15 protein-coding genes are annotated in these 15,742 nt (G+C 71.9%); 10 read left to right on the top strand and 5 right to left on the bottom strand.

Annotated features, from left to right (window positions below):
- Positions 1-2: 2 nt before the first annotated feature.
- Positions 3-2,159, bottom strand: coding sequence for a bifunctional polysaccharide deacetylase/glycosyltransferase family 2 protein (locus AB0M03_RS17125; RefSeq protein WP_363492332.1), 2,157 nt, complete (start codon positions 2,157-2,159; stop codon positions 3-5).
- A gap of 45 nt (positions 2,160-2,204) precedes the next feature.
- Positions 2,205-2,684 carry a hypothetical protein gene (locus AB0M03_RS17130; RefSeq protein WP_363492333.1) on the bottom strand — a complete coding sequence of 160 codons (480 nt, stop codon included), beginning with the start codon at positions 2,682-2,684 and terminating at the stop codon, positions 2,205-2,207.
- 256 nt (positions 2,685-2,940) lie between these two features.
- Here AB0M03_RS17130 and AB0M03_RS17135 point away from each other — a divergent pair, with 256 nt between their 5' ends.
- Positions 2,941-4,032 carry a glycosyl hydrolase gene (locus tag AB0M03_RS17135; protein ID WP_363492334.1) on the top strand — a complete coding sequence of 364 codons (1,092 nt, stop codon included), beginning with the start codon at positions 2,941-2,943 and terminating at the stop codon, positions 4,030-4,032.
- A 396-nt stretch (positions 4,033-4,428) separates the two neighbouring features.
- On the opposite strand, the gene AB0M03_RS17140 is transcribed toward AB0M03_RS17135, so the two are convergent.
- The gene (locus tag AB0M03_RS17140; protein ID WP_363492406.1) at positions 4,429-5,148 is read right to left on the bottom strand and encodes an ABC transporter permease; all 720 of its coding nucleotides are present in this window, start codon (positions 5,146-5,148) and stop codon (positions 4,429-4,431) included.
- Positions 5,149-5,189: 41 nt separating this feature from the next.
- Positions 5,190-6,110 (bottom strand): ABC transporter ATP-binding protein, encoded by a 921-nt coding sequence (locus AB0M03_RS17145; RefSeq protein WP_363492335.1) that lies wholly within the window; start codon positions 6,108-6,110, stop codon positions 5,190-5,192.
- Positions 6,111-6,275: 165 nt separating this feature from the next.
- Between AB0M03_RS17145 and AB0M03_RS17150 the strand changes: the two genes are divergently transcribed.
- The 9 genes from AB0M03_RS17150 to AB0M03_RS17190 all read left to right on the top strand — a co-directional run bounded on the left by AB0M03_RS17150 (position 6,276) and on the right by AB0M03_RS17190 (position 14,239).
- Positions 6,276-7,130 (top strand): MarR family transcriptional regulator, encoded by an 855-nt coding sequence (locus AB0M03_RS17150; protein WP_363492336.1) that lies wholly within the window; start codon positions 6,276-6,278, stop codon positions 7,128-7,130.
- Positions 7,123-8,535, top strand: coding sequence for a Fe-S cluster assembly protein SufB (sufB, locus tag AB0M03_RS17155; RefSeq protein WP_363492338.1), 1,413 nt, complete (start codon positions 7,123-7,125; stop codon positions 8,533-8,535). The genes AB0M03_RS17150 and sufB overlap by 8 nt, the downstream gene beginning before the upstream one ends.
- 57 nt (positions 8,536-8,592) lie before the next feature.
- On the top strand, positions 8,593-9,831 hold the full coding sequence (sufD, locus tag AB0M03_RS17160) for a Fe-S cluster assembly protein SufD (protein WP_363492339.1): 1,239 nt from the start codon (positions 8,593-8,595) through the stop codon (positions 9,829-9,831).
- On the top strand, positions 9,828-10,145 hold the full coding sequence (locus AB0M03_RS17165) for a bifunctional 3-phenylpropionate/cinnamic acid dioxygenase ferredoxin subunit (protein ID WP_363492340.1): 318 nt from the start codon (positions 9,828-9,830) through the stop codon (positions 10,143-10,145). The genes sufD and AB0M03_RS17165 overlap by 4 nt, the downstream gene beginning before the upstream one ends.
- A gap of 6 nt (positions 10,146-10,151) precedes the next feature.
- Positions 10,152-10,916, top strand: coding sequence for a Fe-S cluster assembly ATPase SufC (gene sufC / locus AB0M03_RS17170; RefSeq protein ID WP_363492341.1), 765 nt, complete (start codon positions 10,152-10,154; stop codon positions 10,914-10,916).
- Positions 10,913-12,187 (top strand): cysteine desulfurase, encoded by a 1,275-nt coding sequence (locus AB0M03_RS17175; RefSeq protein WP_363492342.1) that lies wholly within the window; start codon positions 10,913-10,915, stop codon positions 12,185-12,187. The genes sufC and AB0M03_RS17175 overlap by 4 nt, the downstream gene beginning before the upstream one ends.
- A 9-nt stretch (positions 12,188-12,196) precedes the next feature.
- A complete protein-coding gene (sufU, locus tag AB0M03_RS17180; RefSeq protein ID WP_359980863.1) occupies positions 12,197-12,649 on the top strand; it encodes a Fe-S cluster assembly sulfur transfer protein SufU in 453 nt (150 codons plus the stop codon).
- Positions 12,650-12,664: 15 nt separating this feature from the next.
- On the top strand, positions 12,665-13,051 hold the full coding sequence (locus AB0M03_RS17185) for a metal-sulfur cluster assembly factor (RefSeq protein WP_363492343.1): 387 nt from the start codon (positions 12,665-12,667) through the stop codon (positions 13,049-13,051).
- Positions 13,052-13,381: 330 nt separating this feature from the next.
- The gene (locus AB0M03_RS17190) at positions 13,382-14,239 is read left to right on the top strand and encodes a DUF4389 domain-containing protein (protein WP_363492345.1); all 858 of its coding nucleotides are present in this window, start codon (positions 13,382-13,384) and stop codon (positions 14,237-14,239) included.
- Here the strand turns inward: AB0M03_RS17190 and AB0M03_RS17195 are convergent.
- Complete coding sequence (locus tag AB0M03_RS17195) at positions 14,134-15,471, bottom strand: MFS transporter (RefSeq protein WP_363492346.1); 1,338 nt, start codon at positions 15,469-15,471, stop codon at positions 14,134-14,136. The two genes, AB0M03_RS17190 and AB0M03_RS17195, sit on opposite strands and share 106 nt — an antisense overlap.
- Between the last annotated feature and the right edge of the window lie 271 nt (positions 15,472-15,742).

A 15,742-nucleotide genomic window follows, 5' to 3' on the forward strand; every position in this document is an offset into this window, starting at 1 on the left:
GGTCAGACCTCCACGATCGGAGCGGAGACCTCGCCGGTGCGCCGCAGCTTCTGCCAGCGCAGCCGTCCGCCGGTGAGTGCGGTGATCGAGGACTGCAGCAGCACGAGGTACATGAGCTGCCGGTAGACGAGTTGCTGGACCGGCAGGGTGATCAGATGGGAGGGCTTCTCGCGGTCCAGACGGAAGGCGTAGTAGGCGAGCAGGCCCTGGACGGCGAGGACACCGGCCCACGCGGTGAGCGTCCTGGGGGCGTCGACGAACAGGACGCCGTAGAGCAGGAAGAGGTCGATCACCGGGGCGAGCAGCGGTGCCAGGACGCCGAAGAGGACGACCAGCGGCAGACCGATCCGGCCGAAGCGGCCGCCGGGGCCGCGCTCGACGAGGGCGTGCCGGTGCTTCCACATCGCCTGCATGGTGCCGTAGCTCCAGCGGTAGCGCTGGGACCACAGCTGACCCATGCTCGCCGGGGCCTCCGTCCAGGCGCGGGCCTTCTCGGCGTAGACGATCCGCCAGCCGTCGCGGAGCAGCGCCATGGTGACGTCGGTGTCCTCGGCGAGGGTGTCCTCGCTCATGCCGCCGACGCGCTCCAGGGCGGAGCGGCGGAAGGCGCCGACCGCGCCGGGGATGGTCGGCATGATGTTGAGGACGTCGTACATCCGGCGGTCCAGGTTGAAGCCCATCACGTACTCGATGTGCTGCCAGGCACCGATCAGGCTGTTGCGGTTGCCGACCTTGGCGTTGCCCGCCACCGCGCCGATGGTGGGATCGCCGAAGGGCTGGACGAGCTCGTGGACGGTGGAGGGCTCGAAGACGGTGTCGCCGTCCATCATCACGACGATCTCGTGCGAGGCGTTGGCGATGCCGGTGTTGAGGGCCTGCGGCTTGCCGCCGTTGGGCTTGGTGATCAGGCGGACGCCGGGCAGGTCGAGCTCGCGGACGATCTTCGAGGTGTCGTCGCTGGAGCCGTCGTCGATGACGATCACTTCGATCGGGTGATCGCCGGCCATCAGCGAGTTCAGGGTGTTGGCGATGCACTCCTGCTCGTTGTAGGCGGGCACCAGCACGGTGACCGGCTCGGTGACCGGTGCTCCCCAGCTGAAGTCGGCCTTGCGGGTGCGTCGGACGTGCAGGGTGGCGAGCACCAGCATCAGGGCGAACCGGCCGAAGACCAGGCCGCCGACGACGGCGAGCAGCGAGATCAGGAAGGGCAGCAGGTTCACCGAGAACTGGGTGGCCCAGATGTAGGCCTTGCCGGCCCACAGCTGGTAGCCGTGCACCTTGACCATGGTGTCCGAACTGCCGAGCGCCTCGGCGGTGGTGGCGAAGCGGTAGTTGCGCTTCTCCAGGGTGTCGATGAGCTTGCCGACGGCCGCGACGGTCTGCGAGCGGTCGCCACCGGCGTCGTGCATCAGCACCATCGCACCCTCGCCGTCCTTCTTCGGGGTGGCGGCCTCGACGATGGCGTCCACGCCGGGGCGCTGCCAGTCCTCGGTGTCGGTGTCGATGAAGGTGGTGAGGTAGCCGCGGGCGCCGACCTCCTTGATCACCGGCCAGGTCCAGTCGTCCAGGGCGGCGGAGGTGGAGGAGTACGGCGGCCGGAAGAGCGAGCTGTGGACGCCGGCGACGCCGGCCAGCGCGAGCTGGGTCTGGCTCAGTTCGAAGGTCAGCCGGGCCTTGGACTGCAGGGTGAGGTCGGGGTGGGTGAAGGTGTGCAGGCCGATCTCGTGGCCCTCGTCGACCATGCGCCGGACGATGTCGGGGTGCTGGGCGGTCATCGAGCCGGTGACGAAGAAGCTGGCGTGCACCCCGCGGTCCTTGAGGACGTCGAGGAGCTTCGGGGTCCAGGTGGGGTCCGGGCCGTCGTCGAAGCTCAGCACGATGGTGCGGTCGGGGATCCGGTAGCTGACCGGCTCGTCGTTCTTGTCGCCGCGGGCGTCGACGACCGGGCCGCCGGTGAGCAGGTTCTCCGGGACGGTGTCGATGTCCGTCGACTCGGTCTTGCGCTCGTCGTGGAACACCTCGTTGGTGGCCATGCCGCGGAGCACCATCAGGCCCAGCAGGCAGACCAGGAGGGTCACCGGCAGGAAGAATCTCAGCGGTGGGGCGGCGACCCGGCGGGGTCGGAGGACCGACTGCCGACGGTGCTGACTGCGGGACATTGGCTTTCCTGGTGACCGGTACAGGTGACGGACGGCGGGGACGGCTCAGCGGCGCACGGTGGTGGTGGTCGTGCCGGCGGTGGCGGTGCCGGGTTTGGGAGTGGTCGTCGTCTTCGTCGTACCGGTCCGGGTCGTGGTCGCCTTGGTGCTGCCGGACGGGCGGGCGGTGCCGGACTTCGCGGCGGACCCGCTCGGCTTGGCGGACGCGCTGCCCGAGTGGTGGGACGCGCTCGGCCCGGCGGACGCCGACGGGGAGGCGGAGGGCGACGGCGAGGGGCTCGGCGAGGCCTCGGCGGCGGGCGAGCCGAGGGAGGCCGGGAGCTCCAGCGGAGGGGCCTGGGCGACGGCGCCGAAGAGGCTGACGACCATGCCGACGGCGAAGAGCAGGCCGCCGCCGCCGACCAGCCAGCCCAGGTGGCGCAGCCGGCGCCCGCGGGTTCCGGACTGGTCGACGAAGACCGGTGCCGGCTCGGCTCCGGCGGGTATGACCGGTCGGTCGTCGGTCTGCAGTTGGGAGATGGGCATCGAGCTCCGGGCCCTCCAGGTCGGCGCGTGCGGGCAGAACCGCCGCGTGCCAGACCGTAGTGCACCCGGTAGACCTGAATCGGAGTCAATGTCCGATACGGGGAGATATGCGGTGAGCTTGTGACCGTATCGAGACGTGGGCCAGGCGGCTTTGGGCCGGCCCGTGACCACCTCGTAGGATGCCCGGACACGCCGACCGATCCGCCCGGCCGGCCCTCGTCCAGAACCCCCTCGGTACAGGAGCGGACGGCCCGTGATGAGACGAATCCCGGCACGCGGCCGCGCCGCCGCCCCGGCCCGCGTGCTCGCCGCACTGCTGTTGCCGCTGCTGCTGGTGGCGACCGGTTGCTCCAGTGAGCGGCTGGTGCCGGACGCGGTGCCCGCCGGGGCGAAGCCGAAGGGCGGCCACGGCGACGACGCAGGGGACGGCGGGGACGGCGGGGAGTCCGCGGCACCCGCGGCCGCCGGCGAGCTGTACGACGTGTCCGCGCTGCGCTCCCCGCAGGGGCGGATGCTCGGCGTGGCCTCCGAGGGCGGGCCCGGCGACCTGGCTCCGGTCAAGGCCTTCGCGGCGAAGGCGGGGAAGGCGCCCGACCTGCGGGAGTACTACCTGCTCTGGGGCGCCGCCTTCGACCCGGCGGGCAACGCCGCGCTGTGGGCGAACGGGCAGCTCCCACTGGTGTCCTGGGTGCCGGGCGACACCAGGCTCACCGAGATCGCCGACGGCAGTCAGGACGAGTACCTGTCGGACTTCGCCGGCAAGGTTGCGCAGTACGGCGGCCCGCTCGCGCTGGCCCTCGCGCCCGAAATGAACAGCGGCTGGAACTCCTGGGGCGCGGAGCGGGCCACCCCGGCCGACTTCGTCGCGGCCTGGAAGCACGTCCACGACCTCTTCAAGGCCCGGGGCGTCACCAACGTGCTCTGGGTGTGGGCGCCGCACGTGTCCGACCAGCACTCCTCGGTCGCCCCGCGCCCGTACTACCCGGGCGACGACTACGTGGACTGGGTCGGCGTGGTCGGCTACTACGGCCCGGAGGACGGCAGCGCCTACAGCGGCCTGTTCGCGCCGATGGTGAAGAACGTCCGCGGGTTCACCGAGAAGCCGCTGCTGATCTCGGAAACCGGGGTGGCCGAGGGGCCGCAGAAGGTGCAGCAGGTCGACGACCTCTTCCGCGGCGCGGCCGGCACCCAGGGGTTGATCGGGCTGGTCTGGTTCGACCTGCAGAAGACCTGGCCGGGCAGCAAGTACCGGACCGACTGGCGGATCGACAGCTCGTCGCCGGCCGCCGCCGCGGTCGGCAAGGCGGTCGGTGCGCATTCCTTCGGCCACCCGGTGCCGCGCGGCTGACGGGGCGCCGGCCGGATCGGGAACCGGGGCCGGAGCCTCGGCACGGCCATCCTCTACGGCGGGTCCGCCGAGGGCGACGCCGACTTCCGGGGCGGCTTCTCGATCGGCAACGAACTGACGGGCGCCCAGGTCGCCGCCCTGCCCGGCGGCAACGCGCTGACCCTCACCGGCACCGACTCCGGCCTCAACGCCTTCGTCCTGACGGCGGCCCAGCTCCGAGGCGCCAAGGAGGTCCACCTGCACGTGCCCGCGGGGAAGTACGTCCTGGACGACAAGACGCAGACCGCCGAGGGCGGCGGCATCGTCCTCGCCGTGCGACGCCGCCGCGCCCGACCGGCCCCGGACGCACCGGTGCCCCCGTACCCGGAAGGTACGGGGGCACCGGCGCGCCGGGGGTCACTCCCAGCGGAAGAACCGCGCCGCCGCGGCCAGCCCCAGCACCGACCAGACGGCCAGCACACCGAGGTCCGACCAGGGCACCCCGGCGCCGTACTGCAGCACCGAGCGCAGCCCGTCCGACAGGGCGCTGATCGGCAGCAGCTCCAGCACCGGCCGGACGGCCTCCGGGAAGCGCGACAGCGGCACGACCACACCGCCGACCAGCAGCAGCAGGACGAACACCAGGTTCGCCGCGGCCAGGGTGGCCTCAGCCTTCAGCGTGCCCGCCATCAGCAGGCCGAGGCCCGAGAAGGCCGCGGTGCCGAGCACCAGCAGCCCCGCCACGGTCAGCGGGCTGCCCTGCGGCGACCAGCCGAGCGCCAGCGCGATCACCGTCAGCAGCGCCACCTGCAGCACCTCGGTGACCAGCACGCAGCCGGTCTTCGCGGTGAGTAGCGCCCAGCGCGGCAGCGGGGTGGCGCCGAGCCGCTTCAGCACGCCGTAGCGGCGTTCGAACCCGGTGGCGATGGCCTGCCCGGTGAAGGCGGTGGACATCACGGCCAGCGCCAGCAGCCCGGGCGCCAGGAAGTCGACCCGCTTGCCGGGGCCGTCCGCGGCGACGATGTCCACGGCGCTGAACAGCACCAGCAGCACGGTCGGGATGATCACGGTCAGCAGCAGCTGCTCGCCGTTGCGCAGCAGCATCCGGGTCTCCAGCGCGGTCTGCGCCAGCAGCATCCGGCCGACCGGGGCGGCGCCCGGCCGCGGCGAGTAGTCGGTCACGAGCGCAGCTCCCGTCCGGTCAGCTCCAGGAAGACGTCCTCCAGGCTGCGCCGCCCGACGGCCAGCCCCTCCGGCATCACGCCGGCCTCCGCGCACCAGGCGGTGACGGCGGCGAGCAGCTGCGGGTCGACCGGGGCGTCCACCCGGTACGCGCCGGGGGCGTGCTCGACGGCGACCGCGCCGGCCGGCAGCACGGCCCGCAGGCCGGCCAGGTCGAGCCCGCCGGGCGCGCCGAAGCGCACCCCGGCCTCGGCGCGGCACAGCTCCTCGGGTGTGCCGGTGGCGACGACCCTGCCGTGGTCGACGATGGCGACCTCGTCGGCGAGCTCCTCGGCCTCGTCCATGTGGTGGGTGGTGGCGACCACGGTCACGCCGTCGCGGCGCAGCTCGCGGACCAGCTCCCAGGTGGCGCGGCGGGCCTGCGGGTCCAGGCCGGCGGTGGGCTCGTCCAGGAAGACCAGCTCGGGGCGGCCGACCACGGCCATGGCGAGGGCGAGCCGCTGCTGCTGGCCGCCGGAGAGCCGGCGGTAGGCGGTGCGCCCGCAGGAGCCGAGGCCGAGGCGCTCGACCAGGTCGGGGACGTCCAGCGGGTCGGCGTACAGCTTCGCGGTGTGCTGCAGCATCTCGACGGCGCGGGCGCCCGGGTAGACGCCGCCGGCCTGGAGCATGACGCCGATCTGCGGGCGCAGTGCCGCGGCGTCGGCGACCGGGTCGAGGCCGAGCACCCGGACGGTGCCGGCGTCGGCGCGGCGGTAGCCCTCGCAGGTCTCGATCGTGGTGGTCTTGCCGGCGCCGTTCGGGCCGAGCACGGCGGTGACGGTGCCGCGGGCGATGGTGAGGTCGAGGCCGTCGACGGCCGTCTTCTCGCCGTACCGTTTGACCAGCCCGGCCACCTCTACGGCGGGTTCGAGTCGCATACCGGCGAGTGTAAGAGGCGGCCCACCGGGCCCCGGACACCGGGCCGTCGACCCCGTCGGCGCAGGTCAGGTAAGCCTTACCTGCGTGATTGAGGACACCGCTGAGGCGTGGATCACGGCTTGTTCCGCCGGAACGAATTACGCAACAATGGTGTTGTGAAAAACATGCGCGAGCGCTCAGCACAGGACGGGGCGGCCGAGACGGCCCCCGGCTGCGCCGTGCCCGCGACGGCGGCGGAGGTCCTGCTGGAGGGCCATCGGGCGACCCGGGACCGGGTCGCCCGCTCGATCCTCGACCACGGTCCGTCCTCGGCCGCCGACCTGGCCAGCCGCCTCGGCCTGACCGCTGCGGCGGTCCGCCGCCACCTCGACTCGCTGGCCGCCTCCGGCCTGGTCGAGTCCCGTGAGCAGCGCGTGTACGGCAGCCGCGGCCGCGGCCGTCCGGCGAAGGTGTTCGCCCTCACCGAATCCGGCCGGGACGCCTTCTACCAGGCGTACGACCAGATCGCCGCCGACGCCCTGCGCTGGATCTCGGAGTCGGTGGGCGGCGGCAAGGCGGGCGAGGAGGCGGTCGCCGCCTTCGCCCGGGCCCGCTTCGCCAAGCAGGGCCAGAAGTACCTGAGCAGCCTGGAACAGGCCGCGGCCGGCCACCGTGCCGAGGCGCTGGCCGAGGCGCTGAGCGCCGACGGGTACGCTGCGACGGTGCGGCGCGTGCCCTCCGCCGCGGCGGCGAAAGCCCCGGCGGGCGCCCAGCTCTGCCAGCACCACTGCCCGGTCGCGCACATCGCCGAGCAGTTCCCGCAGCTCTGCGAGGCCGAGACCGAGGTCTTCTCGCAGCTCCTGGGCACCCATGTGCAACGGCTGGCCACGATCGCCCACGGCGACGGGGTCTGCACCACCTATGTGCCGGCATCCGGTGCCGCACCGTCGTCCGCCGAGCGGGCGCCCGGTGCCGTGCCGACTGCCGGTACGTCCCCCAATGAAACGGCTCGTCCGCGCGGAGGAAATTCGCATGACTGACATCGCACACCCCGAGCTCGAGGGCCTGGGCACCTACGAGTACGGCTGGGCCGACTCCGACGAGGCCGGCGCGGTCGCCAAGCGCGGTCTCAGCGAGGAGGTCGTGCGCGACATCTCGGCGAAGAAGAACGAGTCCGAGTGGATGCTCAACCTGCGTCTCAAGGGCCTGAAGCTCTTCGGCAAGAAGCCCATGCCGACCTGGGGCTCCGACCTGTCGGGCATCGACTTCGACAACATCAAGTACTTCGTGCGCTCCACCGAGAAGCAGGCCGAGTCCTGGGAGGACCTGCCCGCCGACATCAAGGCGACGTACGACAAGCTGGGCATCCCGGAGGCGGAGAAGCAGCGCCTGGTCGCCGGTGTCGCCGCCCAGTACGAGTCCGAGGTCGTCTACCACCAGATCCGCGAGGACCTGGAGCAGCAGGGCGTCATCTTCCTGGACACCGACACCGCCCTGAGGGAGCACCCGGAGCTCTTCAAGGAGTACTTCGGCACCGTCATCCCCGCGGGTGACAACAAGTTCGCCGCGCTGAACACCGCGGTGTGGTCCGGCGGCTCGTTCATCTACGTGCCGAAGGGCGTGCACGTCGACATCCCGCTGCAGGCCTACTTCCGGATCAACACCGAGAACATGGGCCAGTTCGAGCGGACGCTGATCATCGTCGACGAGGACGCCTACGTCCACTACGTCGAGGGCTGCACCGCGCCGATCTACTCCTCGGACTCGCTGCACTCCGCGGTCGTCGAGATCATCGTCAAGAAGGGCGGCCGCTGCCGCTACACGACCATCCAGAACTGGTCGAACAACGTCTACAACCTGGTCACCAAGCGCGCCGTGGCGTACGAGGGCGCGACCATGGAGTGGGTCGACGGCAACATCGGCTCCAAGGTCACCATGAAGTACCCGGCCGTCTACCTGATGGGCGAGCACGCCAAGGGCGAGACCCTGTCCATCGCCTTCGCCGGCGAGGGCCAGCACCAGGACGCCGGCGCCAAGATGGTGCACATGGCGCCGAACACCTCGTCGTCCATCGTCTCCAAGTCGGTGGCCCGCGGCGGCGGCCGCACCTCGTACCGCGGCCTGATCGAGATCGGCGAGGGCTCGCACGGCGCCAAGTCCAACGTGCTCTGCGACGCGCTGCTGGTCGACACCATCTCCCGCTCCGACACCTACCCCTACGTCGACGTCCGCGAGGACGACGTCTCCATGGGCCACGAGGCGACGGTCTCCAAGGTCAGCGAGGACCAGCTCTTCTACCTGATGAGCCGCGGCCTGGGCGAGACCGAGGCGATGGCGATGATCGTCCGCGGCTTCGTCGAGCCGATCGCGCGCGAGCTGCCGATGGAGTACGCGCTGGAGCTCAACCGGCTGATCGAGCTGCAGATGGAAGGTGCGGTGGGCTGACGCCGCCCCGCCGCCCCCGTCCGTCCCGTTTCCCAGGAAGAGAGCACTACGACAGCCATGGCTGACGTCAACACCCCTAGCGGTGCCACCACCGCCGGTTCGATCGAGGTCGGCACCGCCGGCGCCGGCGCGCAGCTGGCCGGCCCCGGCACCGGCCGCAGCACCGCCGTGCAGCAGCCGATCGACGCCCGCGTCTCGGTCGAGCCGTCCTACGACGTGAACGACTTCCCCGTGCCGCACGGCCGCGAGGAGGACTGGCGGTTCACCCCGCTGCACCGCCTGAACGGCCTGCACGACGGCACCGCCGCCGAGGGCGCCACCGGCCAGGACAAGCTGGAGCTGGTCCTGCCGGACGGCGTCACCGCCGAGACGGTCGGCCGCGACGACGCCCGCCTGGGCACCGCCGGCAAGCCGGTCGACCGGGTCGCCGCGCAGGCGTTCAGCGCCTTCGAGCAGGCCCTGGTGGTGACCGTCCCCAAGGAGGCGGTGCTCACCGAGCCGGTGAAGATCGACGTGCACGGCGAGGGCGGCGTCCGCTTCGCCCACGTGGTGGTCGACGTCAAGCCGTTCGCCGAGGCCGTCGTGGTGATCAACCACACCGGCACCGGCACCCGCGCCGCCAACGTCGAGCTGCTCGTCGGCGAGGGCGCGAAGCTGACCTTCGTCTCCGTCCAGGACTGGGAGCGCGACGCGGTGCACGCCGCCCAGCACACCGCCCTGGTCGGCCGCGACGCCACCTTCAAGTCCGTCGCGGTCACCTTCGGCGGCGACCTGGTCCGCCTCCACCCCCGGGTGACCTACGCGGCCCCCGGCGGCGAGGCCGAGCTGTTCGGCCTGTACTTCGCCGACGCCGGCCAGCACCTGGAGCACCGTCTGGTCATCGACCACGACACCCCGCACTGCCGCTCCAACGTGGTGTACAAGGGCGCCCTGCAGGGCCAGGACGCGCACGCGGTCTGGGTCGGCGACGTGCTGATCCGCGCCGCCGCCGTCGGCACCGACACCTACGAGCACAACCGCAACCTGGTGCTCACCGACGGCGCCCGGGTCGACTCGATCCCGAACCTGGAGATCGAGACCGGCGAGATCGTCGGCGCCGGCCACGCCTCCGCGACCGGCCGCTTCGACGACGAGCAGCTGTTCTACCTGCAGGCCCGCGGCATCCCGGCCGAGGAGGCCCGCCGCCTGGTGGTCCGCGGCTTCTTCGCCGAACTCGTCCAGCAGATCGGCGTCGCCGAGATCCAGGAGCACCTCATGGAGAAGATCGAGGCCGAGCTGGAAGCGACCGTCGCATGAGTTTCCTCCGTGCGTGCTCGCTGAGCGACCTGGCCGAGGACGTCCCCCGCCGGGTCGAGCTCAACGGCGTCCCGGTCTCGGTGGTCCGCACCGACGAGGGCGTGTTCGCCATCAACGACACCTGCTCGCACGCCAACGTCTCGCTGTCCGAGGGCGAGGTCGACGACTGCATGATCGAGTGCTGGCTGCACGGATCGAGCTTCGACCTGCGCACCGGCAAGCCGTCCGGGCTGCCCGCCACCAAGCCGGTCGCCGTCTACCCCGTAAAGATCGAAGGGGACGATGTGCTCGTCTCCGTCAACCAGGAGTCCTGAGTACACATGGCAACGCTTGAAATCCGCGACCTGCACGTCTCCGTCGAGGCCGAGTCCGGCCCGCGCGAGATCCTCCGCGGCGTCGACCTGACCGTGAAGCAGGGCGAGACCCACGCCATCATGGGCCCCAACGGCTCCGGCAAGTCCACCCTCGCCTACTCGCTGGCCGGGCACCCGAAGTACACCGTGACCGGCGGCTCGGTGCTGCTGGACGGCGAGGACGTGCTGGCGATGTCCGTCGACGAGCGGGCCCGCGCGGGCGTCTTCCTGGCCATGCAGTACCCGGTCGAGGTCCCCGGCGTCTCCGTCTCCAACTTCCTGCGCACCGCCGCCACCGCGATCCGCGGCGAGGCCCCCAAGCTGCGCACTTGGGTGAAGGAGGTCAAGGAGGCCATGGCCGCGCTCCAGATGGACCCGTCCTTCGCCGAGCGCAACGTCAACGAGGGCTTCTCCGGCGGTGAGAAGAAGCGGCACGAGATCCTCCAGCTGGAGCTCCTCAAGCCGAAGATCGCGATCCTCGACGAGACCGACTCCGGCCTCGACGTCGACGCGCTGCGCATCGTCTCCGAGGGCATCAACCGGGTCCGCTCGACCGGCGAGGTCGGCACCCTGCTGGTCACCCACTACACCCGCATCCTGCGGTACATCAAGCCCGACCACGTCCACGTCTTCGCGGCAGGCCGCATCGTCGAGTCCGGCGGTGCGGAGCTGGCCGACAAGCTGGAGGAAGAGGGCTACGAGAGCTACGTGAAGGGCGGCGCTTCCGAGTGACGACGACTCATACCGGCTCGGCGCTGACCGGGCTCCTCGACACCGACGCGATCCGCAAGGACTTCCCCGTCCTGCAGCGCCTGCTGCACGACGAGAAGCCGCTGGTCTACCTGGACAACGCGGCCACCTCGCAGAAGCCGCGCCAGGTGCTGGAGGCGCTGAACGCGTACTACGAGCGGCACAACGCCAACGTGCACCGCGGTGTGCACGTGCTGGCCGAGGAGGCCACGGCGCTGTACGAGGGCGCCCGCGACAAGGTCGCGGCCTTCGTCAACGCGCCGAGCCGGGACGAGGTGATCTTCACCAAGAACGCCTCGGAGTCGCTCAACCTGGTCGCCAACATGCTCGGCTGGGCCGACGAGCCCTACCGCGTCGACGCGGACGCCGAGATCGTGATCACCGAGATGGAGCACCACTCCAACATCGTCCCGTGGCAGCTGCTCTCGCAGCGCACCGGCGCGAAGCTGAAGTGGTTCGGGCTGACCGACGAGGGCCGGCTCGACCTGTCGAACATCGACGAGCTGATCACCGAGCAGACCAAGGTGGTCTCCTTCACCCTGGTCTCCAACCTGCTGGGCACGCTCAACCCGGTCGAGACCATCGTCCGCAAGGCCCAGTCGGTCGGTGCGCTGGTCGTGATCGACGCCTCGCAGGCCGCCCCGCACATGGTGCTGGACGTGCAGGCGCTGGAGGCCGACTTCGTCGCCTTCACCGGCCACAAGATGCTGGCCCCGACCGGCATCGGCGTGCTGTGGGGCCGCCAGGAGCTGCTGGAGGACCTCCCGCCGTTCCTCGGCGGCGGCGAGATGATCGAGACCGTCACCATGGGCTCGTCCACCTACGCCCCGGCGCCGCACAAGTTCGAGGCCGGCACCCCGCCGATCGCCCAGGCGGTCGGCCTCGGCGCGGCCGTCGACTACCTGTCGGCCATCGGCATGGACAAGATCGCCGCGCACGAGCACGCGATCACCGAGTACGCGATCGAGCGCCTGCTGGACGTCCCCGACCTGCGGATCATCGGCCCGCGCACGGCCGTGGACCGCGGTGCCGCGATCTCCTTCACGCTCGGCGACATCCACCCGCACGACGTGGGCCAGGTGCTCGACGAGCAGGGCATCGCGGTGCGCGTCGGCCACCACTGCGCGCGGCCGGTCTGCCTGCGGTACGGAATTCCGGCGACCACCAGGGCGTCGTTCTACCTGTACTCGACGCCGGGCGAGGTCGACGCACTGATCGACGGTCTGCACCACGTCCGCAACTTCTTCGGCTGAGGTGACGGGATGAAGCTCGACTCGATGTACCAGGAGATCATCCTGGACCACTACCGCAACCCCCACGGCAAGGGGCTGCGGGAGGGCGACGCCGAGGTGCACCACGTCAACCCGACCTGCGGCGACGAGATCACCCTGCGGGTGAAGCTCGACGGCGCCACCGTGGCGGACGTCAGCTACGAGTCGCAGGGCTGCTCGATCAGCCAGGCCAGCGCCTCGGTGCTGAACGACCTGGTGGTCGGCAAGACCGTCGGCGAGGCCCAGGCCGTCCAGGAGGCCTTCCTGGAGCTGATGCAGAGCAAGGGCCAGGGCGAGGGCGACGAGGAGGTGCTGGAGGACGCGGTCGCGTTCGCCGGCGTCTCCAAGTACCCGGCCCGGGTCAAGTGCGCACTGCTCAGCTGGATGGCCTGGAAGGACGCCACCGCCAAGGCCCTGGGCGAGCAGCCCGCCATCAACGACTGAAACGGACGGACTCCCATGAGTGACACCGAGACCCCGGCCGAGCAGGCCGCCGAGCCCCAGGCCGACACCCCGGTCGCCTTCACCAGCGCCGGCACGGTGTCCGTCGAGGACCTCCACGAGGCCCTGATGGACGTCGTCGACCCCGAGCTCGGCATCGACGTGGTCAACCTCGGCCTGATCTACGGCATCCACATCGACGAGGACGACACGGCGACCGTCGACATGACGCTCACCTCGGCGGCCTGCCCGCTGACCGACGTCATCGAGGACCAGGCGAAGACCGCCACCGACGGCCTCGTCAAGGACCTGCGGATCAACTGGGTCTGGATGCCGCCGTGGGGCCCGGACAAGATCACCGACGAGGGCCGCGACCAGCTCCGCGCGCTCGGCTTCAACGTCTGAGTCCCGCGCCGCCGTGCGGTGAACGCCGCCGCCCCCGCCCACCAGGGCCGGGGGCGGCGGCGTTCCTGCTCCCGGGCTTTGGGCCGTACGGGTCCGGGCAGGTGTCGCCGCCCGTGCCGACCGGGAATGTCATCCAGGGCGTGTCTTACGGATCTTGTCGGATCAGCCTGCGGCGTCCGGGTGCGTGCATCGCAAGGCGGAGGAGGGAGCCGATGCGGAGCATCGGCGATCGACGACAACGCGGCGAGGTGCGTGCCCGGGGGGCGCGGGCCCGGCAAGATCCGTAAGACACGCCCCAGTCCGCACCGGTCGACGTACAGGGAGCACACCGTGACGACGGGCAGTTGGCAGGTCCCCCAGGGCGTCGGCCCGACGGAGTTCCTCCCCGAGCTGGACATCCCCAAGGCCGCACCGCAGCGCCGGTGGACGATTCTGCTGCGCTGGCTGCTGCTGATCCCGCAGTTCATCGTGGTGTGGGTGCTGTCGGTGCTGGCGATCCCGGCCGTCATCGTCGGCTGGTTCGGCGCGCTGTTCATCGGTCGGCTGCCCGACCCGATCGAGGAGTACCTCTCCGGCTTCGTCGGCTGGGACACCCGGGTGCGGGCCTCCGCCATGCTGCTGGTCGACGACTACCCGCCGTTCGCCTGGCGGCCCGAGGAGTACCCCGTCCGGGTGGAGCTGCGGCCCGGCGAGCTGAACCGGCTCGCCGTGTTCTTCCGCCTGATCCTGATGATCCCCGCGGCGATCGTGCAGAGCCTGGTGCTCAGCGGCTGGTACGCCATCGCCTTCGTCATCTGGCTGATCGCGCTGATCCTCGGCCGGATGCCCGAGCCGCTGTTCGGCGCGACCGCCGCCACCCTGCGCTACGCGATGCGCTTCAGCGCCTACGTACTGATGCTCACCGCCGCCTACCCCAAGCGGCTCTTCGGCGACGACGGGCTGCCGCCGGTGGCGGCAGCCCGTTCCGCGACCCGGCCGCTGATCCTCTCCGGCGGCGCCAAGGCGCTGGTCGTGGTCTTCCTGGTGCTCGGCCTGGTCTCGGGCAGCGTCCGGGCCTTCGTCGACTACGACGACGACGACTACTACGGCCTGCGCGCACCCCGCGGGAGCAGCACCGCGCCCGCCAGCCCGATGCAGACCGCCGCCGCCACCGCGGCGAACCCGCTCACCGCGGGCAGCAGGCCGTAGCGCTGGGTCAGCCAGCCGACCAGCACGATCGGCAGCGAACTGCCCAGGTAGACGATCACCCAGAGCGCCGACATCTCGCTGCCCCGGCGCTCCGGGTCCATCGCGGCCACCGCCGAGGTGAACAGCGACCGGAACGCCACCCCCTGGCAGGCCCCGCCCAGCACGCTGCCGATGAACAGCAGCGCCGGGGTGCCCGAGTACCCGGCGGCCACCACCAGCGCCAGCCCGGCCGCCAGGCCGGTCAGACCCAGTGCGATCACCGGCCGGTCCGCGGTCGGCGGCACCAGCAGCTGCGCGGCCGCCGAGGAACCCAGCAGCAGCGCCGCCACCACCGCACCGGTCAGGTGCGAGTCCGAGTGCAGCAGCCGGGCCGCGAAGGCCGGCGCCAGCGACAGGTACACCCCGAACACCGCGTACGAGACGAAGCCCGCGCCGGCCGCCAGCAGGAAGGTGCGGCGGCCCCGGCGCGGCAGCCGCAGCCGCTGCGGGCGCAGGTGGGCCGGGGTGGTGATGCGCGGCGGCGAGGCCGGCGGGCGCTCCCGGCCGGGCATCCGCGGGTGCACCACGGCCAGCGGCACGCACAGCGCCAGCAGCGCCAGCGCGTGCAGCAGGAAGGGCGCCGGCAGCGGGTCCGCGCCGGTCGACAGGGCGGCGCCGACCACCGGGCCGGCCGCCACGCCGCCCGCCGAACAGGCCAGGGTCAGCTTCGCGGCCAGCGAGGGGCGGTCCGGCAGCAGGTCGCCGAGGGCGGCGCCGGCCGCACCGGTCGCCAGGGCCACCGCGACACCCTGCACGGCCCGGCCGGCCACCAGCAGGGCGAACCCCTGCGCGTTCGCGAAGAGCAGGTCGCCGATCGCGGCGAGCGCCACCGCCGGCAGGATCAGCGCCCGCCGGCCCAGGTGGTCCGACCAGTGGCCGACCACCGCCAGCACCGGGACGATCGCGAAGACGTACACCGTGAACAGCACGGTGGTGTGCAGCGGGGTGAGCCCGAGCCGCTGCTGCAGCAGCGGGTAGATCGGCGTGGCCAGGTTGGCGCCGATCAGCAGGAGCAGCAGGGCGCCGGCCACCAGGCCGATGCGGATGCCGCGCAGCGCGTTCCAGCGGCTGATCGCGGAGAGCCGGAGCTGCGCGCGGGGGGCGAGTTCCGGGGGGAGCAGGGCCTCCGACAGTCGGCGCCCGGGGAACTGCGCGGAGCGCAGGCCGGGGCCGGCGGGGGAGAGGTCCGCCATGGCAGGGGTCTCCTGTGGCAAGGCACCACCGGGACCGACGTGGCCAGGGGTGGCGGCCGCGGCACGGAGCCCGGGGAGCGGTGGGCATGCTGGCCCTCCGGCCCGGAGCCGGGAGCGGAGGGAAGGGGGGCTTCGTTGCCCGGGGGCCCGCGCGGGGTGTGCACGGCGCCCGCAGCAGTTTACGCGGTCGTGCACGGCCCTCCGCCCGCTCGAACCCCCGTCCACCGGCGGTTTTCCGTCACACCCGGGGCGGCGCGCGCCCCGGGGCACG

The sequence above is a fragment of the Kitasatospora sp. NPDC051914 genome, assembly GCF_040680995.1.
Taxonomy (GTDB): Bacteria; Actinomycetota; Actinomycetes; order Streptomycetales; family Streptomycetaceae; genus Kitasatospora.